The organism is Streptomyces sp. NPDC052301, from assembly GCF_044593395.1.
Lineage (GTDB): Bacteria > Actinomycetota > Actinomycetes > Streptomycetales > Streptomycetaceae > Streptomyces.
Window position 1 is genome coordinate 279781 of record NZ_JBIUBE010000009.1, and the last position, 22824, is coordinate 302604.

The 22824-nt window shown below is 71.4% G+C and carries 20 protein-coding genes; 11 read left to right on the plus strand and 9 right to left on the minus strand.

The window, feature by feature from the left end:
- Positions 1–98: 98 nt before the first annotated feature.
- Positions 99–1871, minus strand: coding sequence for an acetyl/propionyl/methylcrotonyl-CoA carboxylase subunit alpha (locus ACIHEJ_RS26365; RefSeq protein WP_400139098.1), 1773 nt, complete (start codon positions 1869–1871; stop codon positions 99–101).
- 367 nt (positions 1872–2238) lie between these two features.
- Between ACIHEJ_RS26365 and ACIHEJ_RS26370 the strand changes: the two genes are divergently transcribed.
- Positions 2239–2823, plus strand: a complete 585-nt coding sequence (locus ACIHEJ_RS26370) for a hypothetical protein (RefSeq protein WP_400139099.1) — start codon at positions 2239–2241, stop codon at positions 2821–2823.
- Here ACIHEJ_RS26370 and ACIHEJ_RS26375 read toward each other — a convergent pair.
- From ACIHEJ_RS26375 to ACIHEJ_RS26390, 4 genes are all read right to left on the minus strand, one after another.
- On the minus strand, positions 2795–3412 hold the full coding sequence (locus ACIHEJ_RS26375) for a Maf family protein (protein ID WP_400139100.1): 618 nt from the start codon (positions 3410–3412) through the stop codon (positions 2795–2797). The two genes, ACIHEJ_RS26370 and ACIHEJ_RS26375, sit on opposite strands and share 29 nt — an antisense overlap.
- Before the next feature lie 32 nt (positions 3413–3444).
- A complete protein-coding gene (gene mmpB, locus ACIHEJ_RS26380; protein WP_351238713.1) occupies positions 3445–3573 on the minus strand; it encodes a morphogenic membrane protein MmpB in 129 nt (42 codons plus the stop codon).
- Between the two features lie 105 nt (positions 3574–3678).
- A complete protein-coding gene (locus ACIHEJ_RS26385) occupies positions 3679–3888 on the minus strand; it encodes an acyl-CoA carboxylase epsilon subunit (RefSeq protein ID WP_400139101.1) in 210 nt (69 codons plus the stop codon).
- A 22-nt stretch (positions 3889–3910) separates the two neighbouring features.
- Complete coding sequence (locus ACIHEJ_RS26390; RefSeq protein ID WP_400139102.1) at positions 3911–5521, minus strand: acyl-CoA carboxylase subunit beta; 1611 nt, start codon at positions 5519–5521, stop codon at positions 3911–3913.
- A 110-nt stretch (positions 5522–5631) separates the two neighbouring features.
- On the opposite strand from ACIHEJ_RS26390, the gene ACIHEJ_RS26395 reads away from it, so the two are divergent.
- The gene (locus ACIHEJ_RS26395) at positions 5632–6498 is read left to right on the plus strand and encodes a biotin--[acetyl-CoA-carboxylase] ligase (RefSeq protein WP_400139103.1); all 867 of its coding nucleotides are present in this window, start codon (positions 5632–5634) and stop codon (positions 6496–6498) included.
- Between the two features lie 262 nt (positions 6499–6760).
- Positions 6761–7888, plus strand: coding sequence for an adenylate/guanylate cyclase domain-containing protein (locus ACIHEJ_RS26400; protein ID WP_400139104.1), 1128 nt, complete (start codon positions 6761–6763; stop codon positions 7886–7888).
- A 160-nt stretch (positions 7889–8048) separates the two neighbouring features.
- Here ACIHEJ_RS26400 and ACIHEJ_RS26405 read toward each other — a convergent pair whose 3' ends face one another.
- A complete protein-coding gene (locus ACIHEJ_RS26405; protein ID WP_400139105.1) occupies positions 8049–8666 on the minus strand; it encodes a hypothetical protein in 618 nt (205 codons plus the stop codon).
- Positions 8667–8891: 225 nt separating this feature from the next.
- Between ACIHEJ_RS26405 and ACIHEJ_RS26410 the strand changes: the two genes are divergently transcribed.
- The 3 genes from ACIHEJ_RS26410 to hutH all read left to right on the plus strand — a co-directional run bounded on the left by ACIHEJ_RS26410 (position 8892) and on the right by hutH (position 12566).
- Positions 8892–9686 (plus strand): enoyl-CoA hydratase/isomerase family protein, encoded by a 795-nt coding sequence (locus ACIHEJ_RS26410; protein ID WP_400139106.1) that lies wholly within the window; start codon positions 8892–8894, stop codon positions 9684–9686.
- Positions 9687–9796: 110 nt separating this feature from the next.
- Entirely contained in the window at positions 9797–10939 is a 1143-nt protein-coding gene (locus ACIHEJ_RS26415) for a diguanylate cyclase domain-containing protein (protein WP_400139107.1), read from the plus strand.
- Between the two features lie 88 nt (positions 10940–11027).
- Complete coding sequence (gene hutH, locus ACIHEJ_RS26420) at positions 11028–12566, plus strand: histidine ammonia-lyase (protein ID WP_400139166.1); 1539 nt, start codon at positions 11028–11030, stop codon at positions 12564–12566.
- Positions 12567–12669: 103 nt separating this feature from the next.
- Here hutH and ACIHEJ_RS26425 read toward each other — a convergent pair whose 3' ends face one another.
- Together ACIHEJ_RS26425 and ACIHEJ_RS26430 are read right to left on the minus strand one after the other, a co-directional pair.
- A complete protein-coding gene (locus ACIHEJ_RS26425) occupies positions 12670–13455 on the minus strand; it encodes a hypothetical protein (RefSeq protein WP_400139108.1) in 786 nt (261 codons plus the stop codon).
- A 42-nt stretch (positions 13456–13497) separates the two neighbouring features.
- Positions 13498–13872, minus strand: coding sequence for an LAETG motif-containing sortase-dependent surface protein (locus ACIHEJ_RS26430; RefSeq protein ID WP_400139109.1), 375 nt, complete (start codon positions 13870–13872; stop codon positions 13498–13500).
- Positions 13873–13981: 109 nt separating this feature from the next.
- Between ACIHEJ_RS26430 and ACIHEJ_RS26435 the strand changes: the two genes are divergently transcribed.
- The 5 genes from ACIHEJ_RS26435 to ACIHEJ_RS26455 all read left to right on the plus strand — a co-directional run bounded on the left by ACIHEJ_RS26435 (position 13982) and on the right by ACIHEJ_RS26455 (position 21672).
- Positions 13982–14329, plus strand: a complete 348-nt coding sequence (locus tag ACIHEJ_RS26435; protein WP_400139110.1) for a hypothetical protein — start codon at positions 13982–13984, stop codon at positions 14327–14329.
- Positions 14330–14557: 228 nt separating this feature from the next.
- Positions 14558–15805 carry an Ig-like domain-containing protein gene (locus ACIHEJ_RS26440; RefSeq protein WP_400139111.1) on the plus strand — a complete coding sequence of 416 codons (1248 nt, stop codon included), beginning with the start codon at positions 14558–14560 and terminating at the stop codon, positions 15803–15805.
- Positions 15806–15936: 131 nt separating this feature from the next.
- Positions 15937–17406 carry an ABC transporter permease gene (locus tag ACIHEJ_RS26445; RefSeq protein WP_400139112.1) on the plus strand — a complete coding sequence of 490 codons (1470 nt, stop codon included), beginning with the start codon at positions 15937–15939 and terminating at the stop codon, positions 17404–17406.
- 42 nt (positions 17407–17448) lie between these two features.
- Positions 17449–18132 carry an ABC transporter ATP-binding protein gene (locus ACIHEJ_RS26450; RefSeq protein ID WP_400139113.1) on the plus strand — a complete coding sequence of 228 codons (684 nt, stop codon included), beginning with the start codon at positions 17449–17451 and terminating at the stop codon, positions 18130–18132.
- A 300-nt stretch (positions 18133–18432) separates the two neighbouring features.
- On the plus strand, positions 18433–21672 hold the full coding sequence (locus tag ACIHEJ_RS26455) for a S8 family peptidase (RefSeq protein WP_400139167.1): 3240 nt from the start codon (positions 18433–18435) through the stop codon (positions 21670–21672).
- Between the two features lie 170 nt (positions 21673–21842).
- Here ACIHEJ_RS26455 and ACIHEJ_RS26460 read toward each other — a convergent pair whose 3' ends face one another.
- Positions 21843–22772, minus strand: coding sequence for a helix-turn-helix domain-containing protein (locus ACIHEJ_RS26460; RefSeq protein WP_400139114.1), 930 nt, complete (start codon positions 22770–22772; stop codon positions 21843–21845).
- Between the last annotated feature and the right edge of the window lie 52 nt (positions 22773–22824).

Sequence of the window (22824 nt, forward strand, 5' to 3'; positions counted from 1 at the left end):
GTCGGGCGCGTGGTGGCTCGTCCCCCCGGTCCCGGAAAAGAGCGACGCCCGGCGGACCAGTCGAGTCGGTCCACCGGGCGTCGCCGTGAAGCGTGGGGTCAGTCCTTGATCTCGCAGATCGCGGCACCCGAGGTGATGGATGCGCCCATCTCGGCGTTCAGGCCCTTGATGGTGCCCGCCTTGTGGGCGTTGAGGGGCTGTTCCATCTTCATGGCCTCCAGGACGACGACCAGGTCGCCCTCCTTGACCTCCTGGCCCTCCTCGACCGCGACCTTCACGATCGTGCCCTGCATCGGCGAGGTGAGGGTGTCACCGGAGGCGACGGGGCCGGACTTCTTGGCCGCGCGGCGCTTGGGCTTGGCGCCGGCCGCGAGGCCGGTGCGGGCCAGGGACATGCCGAGGGACGAGGGCAGGGAGACCTCGAGGCGCTTGCCGCCGACCTCGACGACGACCGTCTCGCGGCCCGTCTCCTCCTCCGCCTCGGTGTCGGCGGGGGCGGCGAAGGGCTTGATCTCGTTGACGAACTCGGTCTCGATCCAACGGGTGTGGACCGTGAAGGGGTCCTGAGAACCGGTCAGCTCGGGGGCGAACGCCGGGTCCCGCACGACCGCGCGGTGGAACGGGATCGCCGTCGCCATGCCCTCGACCTGGAACTCGTCCAGGGCGCGGGCGGCCCGCTCCAGGGCCTCCTTGCGGGTGCGGCCGGTGACGATCAGCTTGGCGAGCAGCGAGTCCCACGCCGGGCCGATGACCGAGCCGGACTCCACGCCCGCGTCCAGGCGGACGCCGGGGCCGGCCGGAGCCTCGAAGCGGGTGACCGTGCCCGGGGCCGGGAGGAAGTTGCGGCCCGGGTCCTCGCCGTTGATCCGGAACTCGAACGAGTGTCCGCGCAGTGCCGGGTCGTCGTACCCCAGCTCCTCGCCGTCGGCGATGCGGAACATCTCGCGGACCAGGTCGATGCCGGCGACCTCCTCGGTCACCGGGTGCTCGACCTGGAGGCGGGTGTTGACCTCCAGGAAGGAGATCGTGCCGTCCTGGCCGACCAGGAACTCGCAGGTGCCGGCGCCCTCGTAGCCGGCCTCCTTCAGGATGGCCTTGGAGGCGCGGTACAGCTCGGCGACCTGCTCCTCGGACAGGAACGGCGCCGGGGCCTCCTCGACCAGCTTCTGGTGCCGGCGCTGCAGGGAGCAGTCACGGGTGGAGACGACGACCACGTTGCCGTGCTTGTCGGCCAGGCACTGGGTCTCCACGTGCCGCGGACGGTCCAGGTAGCGCTCCACGAAGCACTCGCCGCGGCCGAAGGCGGCGACCGCCTCGCGCACCGCCGACTCGTACAGCTCGGGCACCTCTTCGAGGGTGCGGGCGACCTTCAGGCCGCGGCCGCCGCCACCGAAGGCGGCCTTGATGGCGATCGGCAGGCCGTGCTCCTCGGCGAAGGCGACGACCTCCTCGGCACCGCTCACCGGATCGGGTGTACCGGCCACCAGCGGCGCGCCGGCGCGCTGGGCGATGTGCCGGGCGGCGACCTTGTCACCCAGGTCGCGGATGGCGTGCGGCGGCGGGCCGATCCAGATCAGGTCCGCGTCCAGGACCGCCTGCGCGAAGTCGGCGTTCTCCGAGAGGAAGCCGTACCCCGGATGGACGGCGTCGGCACCGGACTCGCGGGCGGCGTTCAGCACCTTCTCGATGTCCAGGTAGCTGGTTGCCGGAGTGTCACCGCCCAGGGCGAACGCCTCATCCGCGGCGCGGACATGCAGAGCGTCCCGGTCCGGGTCGGCGTAGACGGCCACGCTCGCGATCCCGGCATCCCGACAGGCCCGGGCCACGCGGACAGCGATTTCGCCACGGTTGGCGATGAGCACCTTGCGCACGATTGAGGCTCCCTCCTTGAAACAAGCCGAGTTTAGGGACTGCCGACACGGCACTTCGACCCGTCCCCAATGGTGAGCTTGCCCACACGGAGCGTGATTCGAGGCTCGCTCGACCCGCAAAAGCCCTAGTCGCACCGCGGTACGCAGGACTTCTGCGAGTAACCCTAGCCCGGCCGTGTGGTCAAGGTCTCTGTGAGAGCGTGCTGCGGCCCACTCTGTTTCTTTGTCGAGTCCCTACGAATGGCCCAATGGTTCTTTGCTCCTGCGCGAACCCTTGTCCCCAGGTTTACCCGTTAGTAGCGTTCGCGATGGCTCGAACGTACCTGGGGTAACAGAACGCTGGCTTGAGAGTGGGTGGGGACCGGTGGTGCGCAGACCGGTGGCGTGGATCGTGACGGTCGTCCTTCTCGCGGAGGCGTTCGGCGTGGCGGCGCTGAACTGGTTCCTCGGCGTGCTCGTCGACCGGCAGAAGATGTCTCTGGCCGGCCTCGACCCGCACGTCATGTCCACGTCGTCGAAGATCGGCGGAGTCGCCTTCGGCCTCTACTTCGCCCTGTGCGCCCTGGTGGCCGCGCTGGTCGCGATACGCGACCGCGCCCCCGCCGGCTTCGGTCGCATCCTGCTGATCAGCGCGGCGGTCGTGCACGGCCTGCTCGGGGCGTTCGCCCTGAGCCTGGTCAGCTGGAAGGCGTTCCTGTTCATGATGGTCGTGCTCGGGCTCATCGTCCTGCTCCTGATGACGTACGACCGTCAGGCCGGCCCGGAGGGGGCGGCACCCGGCGCCGGGCAGGACGGCGACCCGGAGGCCGAGGCCGGACCGGCCGCGGCCCCGGGCGTGTCGGGCGCCCCGGGGGCGTCGCACAGCCGTACGGACGAGCCTCAGGACGGGGACGAGGAGCCCCAGGACTCCGTCCCCGCTCAGGTCACTCGGACGGCGTCCACAACTCCGTGATCCCCACGCCGAGTTCCGCGAGGAGCTTGCGGACCAGGGGCAGGCTGATCCCGATCACGTTGCCGTGGTCGCCGTCGATGCCCTCGACGAACGGCGCCGACCGGCCGTCCAGGGTGAAGGCCCCGGCGACGTGGAGGGGCTCGCCGGAGGCTACGTACGCGGCGATCTCCTCGTCGCTGGGCTCGCCGAAGCGGACGACGGTGGACGCGGTCCCGGAGACGTACCGCTTGGCCGCGGTGTCCCAGATGCAGTGACCCGTCTGGAGGACCCCGGCCCGCCCGCGCATCGACTTCCAGCGGGCGGTGGCCTCCTCGCGGTCGGCGGGCTTGCCGAGGGCACGCCCGTCCAGCTCCAGCACGGAGTCGCAGCCGATCACCAGGGCACCCTGGACCTCCGGCTTGGCCGCCACGACCGAGGCCTTCGCCTCGGCCAGGGCGAGCGCCAGCTCGGCCGGGGTGGGCGCGGTGACGGCGTCCTCGTCGACCCCGCTGACGATCACCTCCGGTGAGAGGCCGGCCTGCCTCAGGAGGCCCAGCCGGGCGGGGGACTGGGAAGCGAGGATCAGGCGGCGGCGTGGCTTGGCAGTCATGCGGTCAGGTTAGTCACGAGGGGCTGTCTCCCTCACCTGAGACCGATGACCAGCATCGCCAGGATCATGGCCAGGGCCATGAAGAGACCGAGCCGCCGCATCATGTCCTGCGCGTCGCGCAGTTCCTTCGGCGGCTCGTCTTCAGGGTCTGACCAGAGCATTCCTCCAGCGTGGGGCCGGGCCGATCCGGGGCGCCTGAGTACGGGTACTCAATCGGCGCCCCGAGTTGTGCCACCGGGGCGCGGTTCCCCGCGCCCCGGGCAGGTTCAGCTCGGCCAGTAGGTGCGGGTCCAGGACGCCGGGCCCGGCTTCGGCAGCCGTTGCCCCGCGATCCTGCTCGGGTCGGACCACGCGTCCCTCGGGCCCTGTGCGCCGGACGGCTCGGCTGCTGCCGCCGCGGCGCGGGCGCGGACCACCGCCAGGGCGGCGGCCAGCTCCTCCGGGGTCGGGTTGCCTCGTACGACCTTGATGTTCATGACGCTCCAGGGTCCGAGGGGCCTACAGGGGGATGTTGCCGTGCTTCTTCGGAGGCAGGGATTCCCGCTTCGTGCGCAGCTGACGCAGACCCCGCACGATGTGGGCGCGGGTGTCGGACGGCATGATCACCGCGTCGATGTAGCCGCGCTCGGCCGCCACGTAGGGGTTGAGGAGGGTGTCCTCGTACTCCTGGATCAGCCGCGCGCGCGTGGCCTCACCGTCTCCGGAGGCCTCCGCCTCGGCGATGGTGCGGCGGTGCAGGATGTTGACCGCGCCCTGGGCGCCCATGACGGCGATCTGGGCGGTGGGCCAGGCCAGGTTCAGGTCGGCGCCCAGGTGCTTGGAGCCCATGACGTCGTAGGCGCCGCCGAAGGCCTTGCGGGTGATGACCGTGATGAGGGGGACGGTCGCCTCGGCGTAGGCGTAGATCAGCTTGGCGCCGCGGCGGATGATGCCGTCGTGCTCCTGGTCGACGCCCGGGAGGAAGCCCGGCACGTCCACGAAGGTCAGCACCGGGATGTTGAAGGCGTCGCAGGTGCGCACGAAGCGGGCGGCCTTCTCGGAGGCGGTGATGTCGAGGCAGCCGGCGAACTGCATCGGCTGGTTGGCGACGACACCGACCGGGTGGCCCTCGACGCGGCCGAAGCCGGTGAGGATGTTCGGCGCGAACAGGGCCTGGGTCTCGAAGAACTCGCCGTCGTCCAGGACGTGTTCGATCACCGCGTGCATGTCGTACGGCTGGTTGGCGCTGTCGGGGACGACGGTGTCCAGCTCGCGGTCCTCGTCGTTGACGGCGAGGTCCGCCTCCTCCGCGAAGACGGGGGGCTCGGAGAGGTTGTTGGACGGCAGGTACGACAGCAGCTGCTTGACGTACTCGATGGCGTCCTTCTCGTCCCCGGCCATGTGGTGGGCCACGCCGGAGGTGGAGTTGTGGGTGCGGGCGCCGCCCAGCTCCTCGAAGCCGACGTCCTCACCGGTGACCGTCTTGATGACGTCCGGGCCGGTGATGAACATGTGCGAGGTCTGGTCGACCATGACCGTGAAGTCGGTGATCGCGGGGGAGTAGACCGCGCCGCCCGCGCAGGGCCCGACGACCAGCGAGATCTGCGGGATGACACCGCTGGCGTGGGTGTTGCGGCGGAAGATCTCGCCGTACGCGCCGAGGGAGGCGACGCCTTCCTGGATGCGGGCGCCACCGGAGTCGTTGATCCCGATGACCGGGCAGCCCGTCTTCAGCGCGAAGTCCATCACCTTGACGATCTTCTGGCCGTAGACCTCGCCGAGGGCACCGCCGAAGACGGTGAAGTCCTGGGAGAAGACGGCGACGGGGCGGCCGTCGACCGTGCCGTACCCGGTGACGACGCCGTCGCCGTACGGGCGGTTCTTCTCCAGGCCGAAGTTGGTGGAGCGGTGCCGGGCGAACTCGTCGAGCTCGACGAAGGATCCCTCGTCGAGCAGCAGCTCGATCCGCTCACGGGCCGTCAGCTTGCCCTTGGCGTGCTGCTTTTCGACGGCGCGTTCCGAACCGGCGTGCGTCGCCTCGTGGATGCGCCGCTGGAGATCCGCGAGTTTGCCCGCGGTCGTGTGAATGTCGATCCCTTGGATCTCGTGACGCTCTTCCGGCTCGGACATCGGGATGCGGCTCCCTGCCTGCTCAAAAGGGGGGACGGTTACTCATCCGTAGAGTAGTGGCGGGCCTACCGATCAGCACTGCGGCGTTTACCACACCTAGGGTGGCTTGCATGACGCCCCGAGATGCAGCAGACGACAACGGCAGCCGCTGGTCCGACCTCGACCGCCCGCCCCTGAACGCAGCCGCGCTGCGCCAGGCGCTGGTGCGCGAGGGGGGCCTGTGGTCCGAGCTGGAGCTGACCCGGCGCACCGGGTCCACCAACAACGACCTGGTGGCGCGGGCCGAGGCCGGCGAGGCGGCGGAGGGCGCGGTACTGGTGGCCGAGGAGCAGACGGCCGCGCGGGGCCGCCTGGACCGCCGCTGGACGGCACCGCCGCGCTCCGGCCTGTTCTTCTCCGTCCTGCTGAATCCCGTCGAGGTGCCGGTGGCCCGGTGGGGCTGGCTGCCGCTGCTGACCGGGGTGGCGGTGGCGACGGGACTGTCCCGGGCGGCGGGCGTGGACACGGCACTGAAGTGGCCGAACGACCTGCTGGTGACCGTGGGCGGGGAGGAACGCAAGGCCGGCGGCATCCTCGCGGAGCGGGCCGGGAGCGACGGTGTGGTCATCGGCGTCGGCATCAACGTCACCCTGCGGGCGGACGAGCTGCCGGTTCCCCAGGCGGGCTCCCTGGCGCTGGCCGGGGCGGTGTCCACGGACCGGGATCCGCTGCTGAGGGCGGTGCTGCGGTCGCTGGAGGAGTGGTACGGCCGGTGGCGGCGCGCCGGGGGTGATCCGTCCGCCTGCGGGTTGCAGGAGACGTACGCGGCGGGGTGCGCGACGCTCGGCCGGACGGTGCGGGCGGAGCTGCCGGGGGAGAGGGCCCTCGTGGGCGAGGCGGTGGCCGTCGACGGCGACGGACGGCTGGTCATCGCGACGAAGGAGGGCGTGCAGGAGCCGGTGGGGGCGGGGGACATCGTGCATCTGCGGCCTGCGTAGGGGCGCGGGTGACTGCGCGACCGACCCGCGCGCGGCCGCGGCCCGCGCCGCCGATCGCGCCCCCGCACCTTTCCGGTACGGCCACCGCGGCGACCGTTTTCGCGCCTCCTTGCCTGCCCGGTACGGCCACCGGAGCGAGGGGCCGCGCGCCCGGCAGTGGTACATACCCTCGGCCCAACCCGACGGAGTGAGCTGGCGCACACCTGCCGTAGAGTTGAGGCCGGTCGAAATCTGACCGCGGCAGATCGGAAGGGCAGCAGGCGTGACCGTCGACGACACGGGCTCCGGCGCGGGCGCGGACGGCCGGGTGGATCCTCATGCCCCCGACGACACGGGCGAGGACCCGCTGGCCCTGCGGCTCGAAGGCCTCATCCTGGGCGCCGAGCGCCGCTACACCCCGTTCCAGGCCGCCCGCAGCGCCGGTGTCTCCATGGAACTGGCGTCGCGGTTCTGGCGGGCGATGGGCTTCGCCGACATCGGCCAGGCCAAGGCCCTGACCGAGGCCGACGTCCTGGCCCTGCGCCGTCTCGCCGGTCTGGTCGAGGCGGGCCTGCTCAGCGAGGCCATGGCGGTGCAGGTGGCCCGTTCGACCGGGCAGACCACCGCCCGTCTGGCCGAATGGCAGATCGATTCTTTCCTGGAGGGCCTGACCGAGCCCCCCGAGCCCGGCATGACCCGCACCGAGGTGACGTACCCCCTGGTCGAGCTGCTGCTGCCCGAGCTGGAGGAGTTCCTCGTCTACGTCTGGCGCCGCCAGCTCGCCGCCGCCACCGGCCGCGTCGTGCAGGCCGGGGACGACGAGGAGATGGTCGACCGGCGGCTCGCCGTCGCCTTCGCCGACCTGGTGGGGTTCACCCGGCTGACCCGTCGGATGGAGGAGGAGGAGCTCGGCGAGCTGGTCGAGGCCTTCGAGACCACCGCCGCCGACCTGGTCGCCGCGCGCGGCGGCCGGCTCATCAAGACCCTCGGCGACGAGGTGCTCTACGCGGCCGACGACGCGGGGATCGCCGCGGACATCGCGCTGCGCCTGGTCGAGACGCTGTCGAACGACGAGACGATGCCGGAGCTGCGCGTCGGCATGGCGTTCGGCACGGTCACCACCCGTATGGGTGATGTGTTCGGTACGACGGTGAACCTCGCCTCCCGGCTGACCTCGATCGCTCCACGGGACGCCGTCCTGGTGGACAGCGCCTTCGCCGAGGAGCTGATCCGCAGCGGCGAGGCGCCCGCCTCGGAGGCGGAGGCCGCCGAGGCCGCGGCGGCGGCCGAGAAGGAGGGCGAGGAGCCGCCGACGTACCGCTTCGCGCTCCAGCCGATGTGGCAGCGCCCGGTGCGCGGCCTCGGCGTCGTCGAGCCCTGGCTCCTCACCCGCCGCGACGGCCGGCCCTGAGGGGCTCCGTTCGGATCAGTCCGGGTCCGCGACGCCCGGCACGGCACTTCGCCGCGTCGTCGGGCCACCCCAGTACGCCCGGTACGCGGGTGGTCCTCCGCCGTGCGATGCACCGCACCGGACGCCGCGGCCCGATCCGGCGTGATCCGAACGGAACCCCCTAGCCCAGACCCCCCACGCACAGGCCGATCACCGGCACGCACAGCTGGTCCGAGCCGGGTGCGGGCGTGCTGTGGCTCGGGGTGGGGGTGGGCCGGGGGGCGGGGGTCGTCGGGTGCGGGCGCGGCGCGGGTGCCGTCGTCGAGGGTGGTGCGGGGGGCGCGCCGGGTACGGACGGGACTTCGGGCGGGGCGGTGGTGGGTACGGCGGTGCCGGCGGGCGGTGTCGCCCGGGTGCCCGGGGCCCCCGGTGCCGCGGAGCCGGTGGCCGTCGGCGCGGGGCTTCTGCCGCCCATGACGGAGGTCGCCGAGGGCAGCGCGGTGGGCGAGGCGGTGACGGTCGCGGCGGTGTTCGCCGAGCGGTCCGTGGTGGTGCCGCCGCCCGTGTCGAGCCGGGGCTCGGCCTCCGCCGTCCCCGGGGCGCCGACGCCCGAGTCCGGCGCGATCCGGACCAGGCTGAGCACCCCCGCGGCCAGGGCGAGACCGCCGGCGGCGAGCAGGACCTTGCGGGGCCGGGGCTTGCGGTGCCGCCCCCGACGCACGTCGGCCGTCTCCCGGGTGCCGTCCGCCGTGTCCGTCGCTGCCGTCGGCGGCTGCTGCGCTTCAGGTATCGGTGTCATGGGTTCCCTCCCCACCGTGCGCCCCGGTGCGCGCCGGGGCGCAGGCACGCTATGCGCTCTTGTGGGGGGTGTGCGGGGAGAAGGCCGGGATGTCACTCGAACGGGCGTAGGAGGGGTGGCGGGCGCGGGGTGCCCGGGGTGGGGCGGCGGCTCTTTCCCGGGGCGGGGTGGGGCTGCGATGATCGGGCCGACATGAGTTAACCGGCGTTCACCGGAGGGTGGTCCATGAGCGAGGAGCGGTTCGGGGAGTTCGTGCTGGTGAGGCGGCACGGGCAGGTGGCGGAGCTGGTGCTGGACCGGCCCAAGGCCATGAACGCCGTCTCGTCGGAGATGGCCCGTTCCGTCGCGGGCGCGTGCGCGGCGCTGGCCGCGGACCGGGATGCGCGGGTGGTCGTGCTGACTTCCTCGCACGAACGGGCGTTCTGCGTCGGAGCCGATCTGAAGGAGCGGAACTCCTTCACGGACGCCGATCTGCGACGGCAGAGGCCGGTGTCCCGGGGGGCGTACACCGGAGTCCTGGAGCTGCCGATGCCGACGATCGCGGCGGTGCACGGGTACGCGCTCGGCGGCGGGTACGAGCTGGCGCTCTCCTGCGACCTGATCGTGGCCGACCGTACGGCCGTGGTGGGGCTGCCGGAGGTGTCCGTGGGCGTGATCCCCGGAGGCGGCGGTACGCAGCTGCTGCCGCGGCGGGTCGGGTCGGCGCGGGCGGCCGAGCTGATCTTCTCGGCGCGCCGGGTGGAGGCCGCGGAGGCCGCCGAGCTGGGGCTGGTCGACGTACTGGTGGAGCGGGGGCGGGACCGCGAGGAGGCGCTCGCCCTCGGTGCCCGGATCGCCGGGAACTCCCCGGTGGGGCTGCGGGCGGCGAAGCGGGCGATGCGGCTGGGGCAGGGGCTGGATCTGCGGGCCGGGCTGGAGGTGGAGGACGCGGCGTGGCGCACGGTGGCGTTCTCGGGGGACCGGGCGGAGGGTGTGGCGGCCTTCAACGAGAAGCGGAAGCCGGAGTGGCCCGGCGAGTGACGGGCGGGACGCCCTGGACCGCGGCTCCCCACGGGTGCGTGGCCGTGTCGGTTCCACCTGATCGCCGCACCAACACCCCAAAACTCATAACTCCTCCCTAATCTGGAGTAATGGGCGAGGACAGGCGGCTGGCCGCGGTCGTGGCGCTGGCCCAGGGCATGGCCGCGGCGCACACCCCGCGGGAGTCCTGGCGGGCCGCGGCGCTCGGCGCCTGCCGTGCGCTGGACGGGAGTTTCGCCGCGCTGTCGGTGTGGGAGCGCGAGCTGGGCCGGCTGCGGGTCCTGGTGAACGTGGGGGACCGGCGCCCGGACGAGGAGGAGTTCCCCGAGGCCGAGGCCTACCCGGTGCACCAGTTCCCGGAGATCACCGAGTTCCTGCACGAGCGGTGGGCCGGCGGGGGCGGGGCGAACGCCTGGGTGGAGACCGCCGAGGGGACCGCCGCCGGCACCCCCGGCTACTTCCACCAGCGCGTCGCCGCCCTGCGCCGGCGGGGCCGCGGCTGCTGCGTGGTCGCGCCGGTCGTGCTGCACGGCCGGGCCTGGGGCGAGTTGTACGTCGCCCGCCCCACCGACGCCCCCGTGTTCGACGGTGGCGACGCCGACTTCGCCACCGTGCTCGCCGCCGTCGTCGCCGCGGGTCTCGCCCAGACCGAACGGCTGGAGGAGGCCCGCCGGCTCGCCTACACCGACGCCCTCACCGGGCTCGCCAACCGCCGTGCCGTGGACGTCCGCCTGGAGGAGGCCGTCGAGCGGCACCGCGTGGAGGGCGTGGTCGTCAGCCTGGTCGTCTGCGATCTCAACGGGCTCAAGCGGGTCAACGACACCCTCGGGCACGCCGTCGGGGACCGCCTCCTGGAGCGCTTCGGCTCGGTCCTCTCGCTGTGCGGCGCGATGGTGCCGGGCGCCCTGGCCGCGCGGCTCGGCGGGGACGAGTTCTGTCTGCTCGCGGTGGGGCGGCCCGCCGACGACGTGGTGAAGGCCGCCGACGAACTGTGCCGCCGGGCCGGGGAGTTGGAGATGGGAGAGGGGGTGGCGTGCGGGGTCGCCTCGACCGAGGACCCGATCGGGCCGGTGCACGACGCCCGGCGTCTGTTCCGCCTCGCCGACGCGGCTCAGTACCGGGCCAAGGCCCTGCGCGCGGACCGGCCGGTGGTGGCCGGGCGGGAGGGGCCGGACGACCCGGTGGTGCGGCTGGCCGACGAGCCGCCCCCCTCGCGCGGCGAGCGGCGCCGGTTCCGCGGGCGCCGGCCGTGAGGCGAAGCCCACACCTGTGGGTAAGGGGCGCTCCCGTCCCCCACTAGTGACATCCATGCATTCAATGCGTACGCTCCTGAATATGGATATGCACACTGTGGTGGTGGGGACGTCCGGTGTCACGGCGTCCGACGTTCTCGCCGTGGCGCGCGGCGGTGCCCGCATCGAGCTGTCGGCGGAGGCGGTGGCGGCCCTCGCGGCGGCCCGCGAGATCGTGGACGCCCTGGCGGCCAAGCCGGATCCGGTCTACGGCGTCTCCACCGGCTTCGGAGCCCTGGCGACCCGGCACATCAGCCAGGAGCTGCGCGCCCAGCTGCAGCGCAACATCGTCCGCTCGCACGCCGCCGGCATGGGGCCGCGGGTGGAGCGCGAGGTCGTACGGGCCCTGATGTTCCTGCGCCTGAAGACCGTCTGCTCCGGGCACACCGGCGTGCGGCCCGAGGTCGCGCAGACCATGGCCGACGTCCTCAACGCCGGGATCACCCCGGTCGTGCACGAGTACGGCTCCCTCGGCTGCTCCGGCGACCTGGCCCCGCTCTCGCACTGCGCCCTCACCCTCATGGGCGAAGGTGACGCGGAGGGCCCCGACGGTGTCGTACGCCCCGCCGGCGAACTGCTCGCCGAGCACGGGATCCAGCCCGTCGAGCTGCGCGAGAAGGAGGGCCTCGCCCTCCTCAACGGCACCGACGGCATGCTCGGCATGCTGATCATGGCCCTCGCCGACCTCGACACCCTCTACAAGTCCGCCGACATCACCGCCGCCCTCAGCCTCGAGGCGCTGCTCGGCACGGACAAGGTGCTCGCGCCCGAGCTGCACGCCATCCGCCCGCACCCGGGTCAGGGCGCCTCCGCCGCCAACATGCTGGCGGTGCTGAAGGGTTCGCAGCTCACCGGGCACCACCAGGACGACGCTCCGCGCGTCCAGGACGCCTACTCGGTGCGCTGCGCCCCGCAGGTCGCCGGCGCCGGACGCGACACCCTCGCGCACGCCCGGCTCGTCGCCGAGCGCGAGCTGGCCTCCGCCGTCGACAACCCGGTGGTGCTGCCCGACGGCCGTGTGGAGTCCAACGGCAACTTCCACGGTGCCCCGGTCGCCTACGTCCTGGACTTCCTCGCCATCGCCGCCGCCGACCTCGGCTCCATCGCCGAGCGCCGCACCGACCGGCTGCTGGACAAGAACCGCAGCCACGGCCTGCCGCCGTTCCTCGCCGACGACGCCGGTGTCGACTCGGGCCTGATGATCGCCCAGTACACCCAGGCCGCCCTGGTCAGCGAGATGAAGCGGCTCGCCGTACCGGCCTCCGCGGACTCCATCCCGTCCTCCGCCATGCAGGAGGACCACGTGTCCATGGGCTGGTCGGCCGCGCGCAAGCTGCGCACCGCCGTCGACAACCTCACCCGGATCATCGCCGTCGAGCTGTACGCGGCCACCCGCGCCGTCGAGCTGCGCGAGGGTCTGACCCCGGCGCCCGCCTCCCGGGCCGTCATCGACGCCGTCCGCGCCGCCGGCGTCCAGGGCCCGGGACCGGACCGCTTCCTGGCACCCGACCTGGCCGCAGCCGACGCCTTCGTGCGCGGGGGCCAGCTGGTCGCGGCCGCCGAGTCGGTCACCGGCCCGCTGCAGTAGGGCCACCGAGGCAGCTGCGGCCAGGGGGCTTCGTCCGGATCAGCCCGGGGCCGCAGGAGAAAGGGCCCTGTCCGACCGGACGGGGCCCTTTTCTTTCAGGCCGTCACTTCAGCTTGGCCGTCTGCGCCTCGACCACCGGGGCCGGCACCGTGTACGCCTTCTTGGACATCGCGGCACCGATGTTCATCGTGGAGTACGACGCGAGGGTGTTCCCGTGCCGCACGACCTCGACGTGCATGACGGCCTCTTCGCCGTCGGCCGTGTTCGTCGCCGCGAACGCCACGGAGGCGTCACCCGTGGCGGACGACTTCTCCCCGGAGACCTTCGTGATCTTCGTCTGGTCGCCGTCCGGCTTGGCCGAGAAGCCGCCCGCGCACGCCTTCACCCCGTCGGAGAGCGACTGCAGGGCCTTCTCGGCGCCGTCCCCGTCGTAGGAGGACAGGGTGACCACGGTGATGTCGATGTCCATCGACTTCTTCATCGCGTCCTCGAACGACTTGTCGTCCAGCGAGGACGCGTCGTCCGTCGGCGTCTTCTTCGTGTTCTCGGTAACCTCGGTGCTGGTCTGGGCCGCGGCGTCGGCCGGCGACTGCGCGAACATGGCGTAGGCCACCGGCTGGCACTTCGGGTCGGCGACCTTGAGGGTGCTCTTGTCCGGGACGCCCCCCTCGACCGCCCCGACCTTGTAGCCGGGCACCTCGCCCTGAGCGACGATCAGCTTCTTCAACTCGGCAGCGCTCAGCGCCTTCGCGGCCGGCTTCGCCGCGTCCGTGCCCTTGGCGTTCCCGGAGTCCTTCGACCCTCCGTCGGAACAGCCGGTGATGAGCGCGAGCGACAGCGCGCTCACAGCGGCAGTGGCGCACAGCCGCACGCCCGATGATCTCTCCATGGCCGAACTATGTGCGGGCTGTCAAAGACCCGTCAAGGAAAATTAAAACCCCAGGCGGTCGCGACGCACCGAATACACCACGAAACCGGCGCCGACGGCGAGGAAGAGGGTCCCGCCGACGACGTACGGCGTGGTGTCGGGGCTTCCGGTGTCGGCGAGTTCGGATATCTGCGCGGTGTCCTGCACCGTGTCCTGGTCCGTCCCCTGTGCCGCGTCCTGCGCGGTGTTCGTCGCGGTGCCCGCCGTGGTCGACGAGACCGCCTTGGCCTGCTGCGTCGACTGCGTGGCCGAGGCCGCCCCGGTCGTCTCTCTCCCCGGGGCGTCCTGCGACGCGTGCGCGGAGGGGACGAACCAGAGCGCGCAGAGCAGGGTGCCCGCAGCGGTGGCGGTCAGCAGCGGACGGCGAGCGGATGACACGGAATATCGATCCCCTTGTGACGCTGGCGAATTGGCCGTGTGGGGCGATGTTAGTGAAAGGCGCGGGTCACAGGAAAGTCACGGGAGGTTTCGGCCGTACGCTCGCGCCATGAGCACTGAAGAGACATCACGTTTTGTACGGCTTCGTGTGGAGCTGGTCCTCGAGGTGCAGGACGAGGACGAGGTGACCAAGGCCGCGCTGCGGGGGCTCGCCCGGGACCCGGAACTGCCGGAGGCCGAGCGGGCCCACGCCGAGGCCGCTGTGACGGAAGACACCGCGGAGGCCCTCGCCTACCTCGTGGACCCGTTCGACCTGGTCAATGAGGTCCCCGGAGTGGAGCTCCAGCAGGCGTCCTGGTCGAGTGAGCGGATCGACTACGACCCCGACTCCGCCGACTGGGAACTCGACGAGGATGATGGGGAGGACGACGAAGAAGAAGAGGACGGCATCGGCTGAGCGTCCCGGGGCACCCATGACCCCGGACGGCAACCGCCGTCCGGGGTTTCGTCGTCTCGGGGGCGCCCGGACGACTTCCGCACCACCCGCCTCTGGCGACCGGTGGCGACCGTGGTGCGCCTAACACGCGCGAACCATGGGGGACAGGACGGAACGCCCGTAGCCTGGATGGTTCGCAACGGGGGGCTCGGGGTTTTCGCGATTTCGGCAACGATGGAGACGTGTGTGATGACGGACAGTAAGCGGCGCAAGGGCCTGATGGTCGCGTCCGCACTGCTCGGTGGTGTCCTGGCGGTCACGGGCTGTTCCAGCGGTGGCGACGCCAAGGCGTCCGACGGCGGCAAGAGCTCGCAGGCGAAGGCCGACGAGGCAGCGGCCGAGAAGTCCTCCGAGGCCCAGATCACCATCACGCCCAAGGACGGCTCGGACAACGCCTCCATCAACAACTCGGCCGGCGTGACGGTCGCCAAGGGCACGCTCACCGGCGTCACCATGACCTCCCAGGACGGCAAGGCCGTCTCCGGTCAGCTCTCCGCCGACAAGAAGAGCTGGAAGCCCAGCGCCCAGCTCGCGCGGTCCACCACCTACAAGGTCGCCGCGGAGGCCAAGGACTCCGAGGGCCGCATAGCCCACGAGAACGCCTCCTTCACGACGGTCTCCCCGGCCAACAGCTTCATAGGCACCTTCACCCCGGACGACGGCGCCACGGTCGGCGTGGGCATGCCGGTCTCGATCAACTTCGACAAGGCGATCACCGACAAGGCGGCCGTGCAGAAGGGCGTCACGGTCACCTCCAGCAGCGGCCAGGAGGTCGCCTGCCACTGGTTCAACGCCAACCGCATGGACTGCCGCCCGGAGCAGTACTGGAAGGAAGGCTCCACCGTCACCCTGAAGCTGGCGCTCGACGGCGTCCAGGGCGCGAGCGGGGTCTACGGCGTCCAGCAGAAGACGGTCACCTTCCACATCGGCCGCAACCAGGTCTCCTACGTCGACGCCAAGTCCAAGCAGATGAAGGTCACGCAGGACGGCAAGGTCGTCAAGACCATCCCGATCTCCGCCGGCGCCCCCGAGCACACCACCTACGAGGGCGAGATGGTGATCTCGGAGAAGTTCAAGCAGACCCGCATGAACGGTGCCACGGTCGGCTTCACCGACGACGACGGCAAGGGCGAGTACGACATCAAGGACGTGCCGCACGCCATGCGCCTGACCAACTCGGGCACCTTCATCCACGGCAACTACTGGGGCGCCCCCTCCGTCTTCGGCAGCGTCAACACCAGCCACGGCTGTGTCGGCCTCCAGGACAAGAAGGGCGCGGGCGACCCGAACATGCCGGCCGCGTGGTTCTACAACCACTCCCTGATCGGTGACGTCGTGGTCGTCCGGAACACCGGCGACAAGACCGTCTCGCCGGACAACGGCCTCAACGGCTGGAACATGGACTGGTCCCAGTGGAAGGCCGGTTCGGCCGCCTGACGGTCCGTCCACAGCTTCCCGGTGCCGCCCCCAGGGGCGGCACCGTCGTTTCCGGGGGCGGCGACAGCCTTCTCATCCTTCTCTTATGCCGGCCTTAGGGTGCCGTCACGGTCCGTCCCTAGCTTGCGGCCATGTTCTTCACCTACCTGAGGCGCGAGCTGCGCCGCCGCAGAAAGGCGGCTCTCGTCGTCGCCTCCGGACTCGCGCTGGGCATCGCGCTGGTCATCGTGGTCAACTCCGTGTCCAACGGCATGGGCAAGGCCCAGGACAAGGTCCTGCAGTCGCTGTACGGCCTGGGTACGGACATGACGGTCTCCAAGGCGGCGACGCCCGCGGCCGCCGGCTCCCAGCAGCCCCGCTTCCGCTTCGACGCGCGGAACGACGGCGACGACTCCGAGCAGAGCAGCGACCGGGTACGGGTGCAGGGCTTCACCACCCTCGCCTCCTCGACCGTCACCGAGGTGGCGGACCAGAAGGGTGTCGCGCAGGCCGTCGGCGGGCTGAACCTCAGCGTGGTCAAGGTCAGCGGCCAGTTCACCCGCGGCCAGTTCCAGCAGAACGGCGACGGCGGCGGCTTCCCGCGCGGCGGCGGAAGCGGTCAGCCGCAGGGCGAGGTCAAGGGCGGCGGCGCCGACTTCGACATCAACCAGTACACGGTCTTCGGCACCGACGTCACCCGGACCGGGGTCGGCCCGCTGACCTCCTCGAAGATCACCAGCGGCCGCACCTTCACGACCACGGAGACGAACGCCCGGGTGGCCGTGGCCGATTCGGCGTACGCCAAGCAGAAGAAGTACAAGGTCGGCTCCACCGTCACCGTCAAGGGCACCAAGTTCACGGTGATCGGCATCGCCACCGCCTCCAGCGGGGACTCGGCGGCCGACCTGTACATCCCGCTGAAGCAGGCGCAGACCCTCGCGGACGAGAAGAACAAGGTCACCACGATCTACGTCAGGGCGACCGACTCCCAGCAGATCGACACCGTCAAGAGCGCCATCCAGAAGAACGTCTCCGGTACGACGGTCACCACCTCCTCCGACCTCGCCAAGACGGTCTCCGGCTCGCTGTCCACCGCGTCCTCCCTCGCCACCAAGGTCGGCACGTGGCTGTCCATCGCCGTGCTGGTGGCCGCGTTCCTGGTCGCGGGCCTGCTCACGTCCTCCGCGGTCTCCCGCCGGGTCCGCGAGTTCGGCACCCTCAAGGCACTGGGCTGGAGGTCGGGCCGGGTGACCCGCCAGGTGGTCGGTGAAGCCGTCGTCAACGGCCTGGTCGGCGGTGTCCTCGGTATCGCGCTCGGTCTGGCGGGTGCCTACGCGGTCACGGCGATCAGCCCGACGCTCCAGGCCCAGCTGGGCAACACCGGCGGCGGACCGACCGGCCCCGGCGGCGGTGGCTTCGGCGGCGGGGCCGGCGGTGGCTTCGGCGGCCCGGGCCGCGAGGCGGCGAAGTCCCTGGAGGTGGCTCTCACGGCCCCGGTGAGCGTGACGACGATCGTCCTCGCGGTCGGACTCGCGGTGGCCGGCGGCCTGATCGCGGGAGCGTTCGGCGGCTGGCGGGCCTCGAGGCTCCGTCCGGCGGATGCGCTGCGCCGCGTCGAGTAGCCGTACCAGCGCACCACCCGCGAACCCCACCCAGGAGCGACCATGTACGAACTGAAGAACGTCACCAAGCGCTACGCACGGGGCAAGGACACCGTCCACGCCCTCGACGGAGTCGACCTGACCATCGCCGACGGCGACCGGCTGGTGATCCAGGGCCCCACCGGCGGCGGCAAGTCCACGCTGCTCCAGATGCTGGGCGCACTCGACCGGCCCACCTCCGGTGAGGTCGTCCTCGACGGCACCGACCTGACCAAGCTCAGCGAGGCCCGGCTGACCCGGATCCGCAGCGAGAACATCGGCTTCGTCTTCCAGTCCTTCAACCTCATCCCCACCCTCACCGCCCAGGAGAACGTCGAGACGGCGCTCGTACCGCTCGGCATCAAGGCGAAGGAGCGCCGCGAACTCGCCGCGGAGGCACTGACGTCCGTCGGCCTGGGGGAGCGCCTCGGGCATCTCCCCGGCGAGTTGTCCGGCGGCCAGCAGCAGCGCGTCGCCATCGCCCGGGCCGTCGTCAAGAAGCCCAAGGTGCTGCTCGCCGACGAGCCGACCGGCAACCTCGACGAGGGAATGCGTGACGAGATCATGGAGGTTCTCGAACGCCTGTGCACGGAGCACGGGTTGACCTTCATCATGGTCACCCACGACTCCTCCATGGCGAAGAAGGCCCCGCGACTGGCCACCATCCGCAAGGGGCGGATCACGGTGAAGGAGAACGCCGGCGCCTGACGCGTATAACACCGCCTTCCCACAAAGCACTTCGCGGTTCTGTAACGGACTCCCGCACACGGAGTAACAGTTTTCCGGCGCCCTTCTTACCGTCCTCTCATCTATTGAGCCGTCTGATCGCCCCCCGGCATACTGCGTGATCCGGGGGGTTGGCGCGCACGTGTACGAGACATCCCCCGGCCGGGTGAACGGGGAATTCGCCCGGTACCTCATCTCCAGGGGGAGAACTTGCGCAGACAAGTGAAAAGAGCAGCTGCGGCCACGGTGGCAACGGCCGCAGCCGTCGCCCTCGCAGCGGGTATGACCAGCCCGGCGTCGGCGAAGCCCGCGGGGCACGCATCGGCCGCCTCCGCGCTCACCGCCAGGACCCACGTCACGCTCGTCACCGGTGACCGCGTGGCCCTCGACGCCAAGGGCCGGGTCGTCGGCCTGGAGCGGGCCAAGGGCCGGGAGAACATACCGTTCCAGGTCCGCAGGACCGCCGGACACACGCTGGTCGTCCCCGCCGACGCGGCCCACCTGGTCGCCTCGGGGAAGCTGGACCAGCGCCTGTTCGACATCACCGAGCTGAACAAGGCCGCCACCCGCAAGGCGCAGAGGAACGGCCTGAAGGTCATCGTCGGCTACACCGGTGCCGCCGCGACCGCCAAGGCCGACGTCCGGGACGCGGGCCGGCTGCGCCGCAGCCTGACGGCGCTGAACGCCGACGCCGTGCAGACGCCGGTCCAGCGGACCCCGCAGCTCTGGGACGCGATCACCAGCGGCGGCGGCACCGCCTCCGGCATCGCGCACGTCTGGCTCGACGGCGTCCGCAAGGCTGCCCTCGACAAGTCCGTGCCGCAGATCGGCGCCCCGGTGGCGTGGAAGGCCGGCTACACCGGCAAGGGCGTGAAGGTCGCCGTCCTGGACACGGGTGTGGACACCAGACACCCGGACCTCAAGGACCAGGTGGTCGAGTCCAAGAACTTCTCCGCCGCCACCGACGCCACGGACCACTTCGGGCACGGCACGCACGTCGCCTCCATCGTGGCGGGCACCGGCGCGAAGTCGGGCGGCAAGTACAAGGGTGTCGCTCCGGACGCCAAGATCCTCAACGGCAAGGTCCTGGACGACGGCGGCTCCGGCGACGACTCCGGCATCCTCGCCGGCATGGAGTGGGCGGCTTCGCAGGGCGCCTCCGTCGTCAACCTGAGCCTCGGCGGCTACGACAGCCCCGGCATCGACCCGCTCGAGGCCGAGGTGAACAAGCTCTCCGCCGACAAGGGCATCCTGTTCGCGATCGCCGCGGGCAACGACGGCCCCCAGTCGATCGGTTCGCCGGGCAGCGCCGACGCCGCGCTCACCGTCGGCGCCGTCGACAAGAAGGACAAGCTGGCGGCCTTCTCCTCCACCGGCCCGCGCGTCGGCGACGGCGCCATCAAGCCGGACGTCACCGCGCCGGGTGTGGACATCACCGCCGCCGCGGCCAAGGGCAGCGTCATCGACCAGGAGGTCGGTGAGAAGCCCGAGGGCTACCTGACCATCTCCGGCACCTCGATGGCCACCCCGCACGTCGCGGGCGCCGCCGCGATCCTGAAGCAGGAGCATCCCGACTGGAGCTACGCCGAGCTGAAGGGCGCGCTCACCGGCTCCGCCAAGGGCGGCAACTACACCCCGTTCCAGCAGGGTTCGGGCCGGATCGCCGTCGACAAGGCCATCAAGCAGTCCGTGATCGCCGACCCGGTGTCGGTGAGCTTCGGGACGCAGCAGTGGCCGCACACCGACGACAAGCCGGTCACCAAGAAGCTGACGTACCGCAACCTCGGTGACAAGGACGTCACGCTCGACCTGGCCGGCACCGGCACCAACCCCAAGGGCCAGGCGGCTCCGGCGGGCTTCTTCAAGCTCGGCGCGACCAAGGTGACCGTCCCGGCGCACGGCAGGGCGAGCGTGGACTTCACCGTCGACACCAAGCTCGGCGGCACCGTCGACGGCGCCTACTCCTCCTACGTGACGGCGACGGGCGACGGCCAGACCGTCCGCACGGCCGCCGCGGTGCAGCGCGAGGTGGAGTCGTACGACGTCACGCTGAAGTTCATCGGCCGTGACGGAAAGCCGGCCCCGTACTACAACGCCGACCTGACCGGTGTGGCGGGCCTGGCCCACGGCATCGACCTGACGCCGTACGACAAGTCCGGCACGGTGAAGGTGCGCGCGCCGAAGGGCACGTACATCCTCAACTCGGCGGTCTTCGCCGACCCGGAGAACGCCGCCAAGGGCACCGACTGGATCGCCCAGCCGAAGCTGACGGTCGCCAAGAAGCAGACGATCACGATCGACGCGCGCAAGGCCAAGCCGGTGGACATCACCGTCCCTGCCACGGGCGTGAAGTCGCGGTTCGCCTCGCCGGAGTTCGACGTCACGGCCGGCGACGGCCAGTACGGCTACGGCTGGTTCCTCGACTCGTACAAGGGCTTCCGCACCGCCCACCTGGGCCCGCAGCTGCCCGCCGGGCAGCTGACCCAGCAGTGGGACGGCCACTGGACCAAGGGCGCGAGCGAGGAGTACGGCGTCACCTCCGGCGGCCCGGTCAAGCAGCTCGCCACCGGCTACACCAAGCACTACAAGGCCGGTGAGCTGGCCACGGTGAAGGCCCGGCTCGGTGCTTCCGCGCGTGGCAAGACCGGTACGGTCTCGGCGTTCGGCTGGCTGCCCGGCAGCAGCGGCGCCTCCGCGGTCTCCATCCCGCAGAAGCTGCCCGGCACCCGCACGCTGCACCTGTCCGCCACGGGCGGGGCGACGTGGGAGCTGGACTTCCAGCAGAGCGGCGGCACCGACCAGGACGGCTTCCCGGTCACGGAGGCGGGCTACGCGCTGGGTCAGTTCGCCTTCAAGGGCGGCCGGACCTACACCGAGACGGTGAACACCGCCGTCTTCGGCCCGCACCTGGGCAAGGACCTCGGCCTGTACCGCAGTGGCAACGAGATCTTCGGCTCCCTGCCGCTGTTCGCCGACTCCGCCCAGCACGTCGGGTACTCGGACTACACCTCGGTGACCACCACCCTGTACCGCAACGGCACCAAGGTCGGCTCCAACGACGACCCGCTGGTCGGCGACAAGACCTTCAAGGTTCCCGCCGGTGACGCCGGGTACAAGCTGACCACGTCGGTCAAGCGTTCCGCGAAGGTGGCGCAGGCCTCCTCCCGGGTCGACGCGACCTGGACGTTCCGCTCGAAGAAGCCGGCGAGCGACTTCGCCCAGCTTCCCGCCTCCGTCCTGCACTACGGCGCCGCGACCGGCCTGGACAGCCGCGTCGAGGCGGGCAGGACGGTCACCTTCCCGGTCACCGTCGAGGGCTCGGCCGCGGGCAGCAACCTGAAGTCCCTGTCGGTCTACGTCTCCTACGACGGCAAGACCTTCAAGAAGGTCACCGTCCACGGCGGCAAGATCACCGTGAAGAACCCGGGGAAGGGCAAGTCCGTCTCCTTCCGCTCCAAGATCACGGACAGGAAGGGCAACACGTCGGAGATCACGATCTACGACGCGTACTTCGGCAAGTGAGCGGTGTCTGAGCGGTAACACCCGCTGACGCGGCGAGGGGCACCCGGAGAAGGATTCCGGGTGCCCCTCGCCTTCGGTGATCGACAGCACTTCCCTGACGTCCGCGCCGGCAGAGGCGTGGCCGGCGAACGGGCTGCGGACATGTCCCTGACCTCAGCGGCCCGGGAGGACTACAGCCGGTGGCTCGGAGGCTGCTGCTGGGCCGAGGGCACCGCGTGCGTCGCGTCCGCGCCCCAGCTGGCCAGCAGCCGCAGGGACTCGGCGGAGGGCGAACCCGGCTCCGCGTGGTAGGTGACCAGGGACTGGTCCGTGCCGTCCGTCAGCCGGAAGCTCTCGAAGTTCAGGGAGAGGTCGCCCACCAGCGGATGGTGCAGGCGCTTCAGGCCGTGACTCTTCTCCTTGACGTCATGGGTGGCCCACAGCCGGCGGAACTCCTCGCTCTTGACGGAGAGCTCCCCCACCAGGGCGGACAGCCGTGGGTCGTCCGGATGGCAGCCCGCGTCCATCCGCAGCGCGCACACGATGTCGATCGCCTTCTGCTCCCAGTCGAGGAACAGATCGCGGTACTCCGGCTTCAGGAACACCAGGCGCGCCCAGTTGCGCTCGGCCGCGGGCAGCTCCGACCAGTCGCCGAAGACCGCCGCCGCCATCCGGTTCCAGGCGAGGATCTCCGCGCGGCGGCCGACGACGTACGCCGGCACCGCGTCCATCGTGTCCAGCAGCTGCCGCAGCGCCGAGCGGACCTGCTGCGGCCGTGCCGTCGGCCTCTTCTGGTGCGACTTGCCCTTGGCCAGATGCGTGAGGTGGGCGTGCTCGGCGTCGGTCAGACGCAGGGCCCGGGCGATCGAGTCCAGGACCTCCGCCGACACGTTACGGCCGTTGCCCTGTTCCAGCCGGGTGTAGTACGCCACCGACACCCCGGCCAGCTGCGCCAGCTCCTCGCGGCGCAGCCCCGGCACCCGGCGGTGTCGCCCGAAGTCCCGCAGGCCCACGTCCTCCGGCTTCAGCCGGGCCCGGCGGCTGCGCAGGAACTCGCTCAGCTCCGCCCGCCGGTCCAGGGGCCGGCCGACGGCGGCCGGCGCTTGCGGGTGTTCGTCCATACGGCCAGTATCGGCCGTCCCTCCCGGTCGTACGCACAGGAGCCTGATCCCG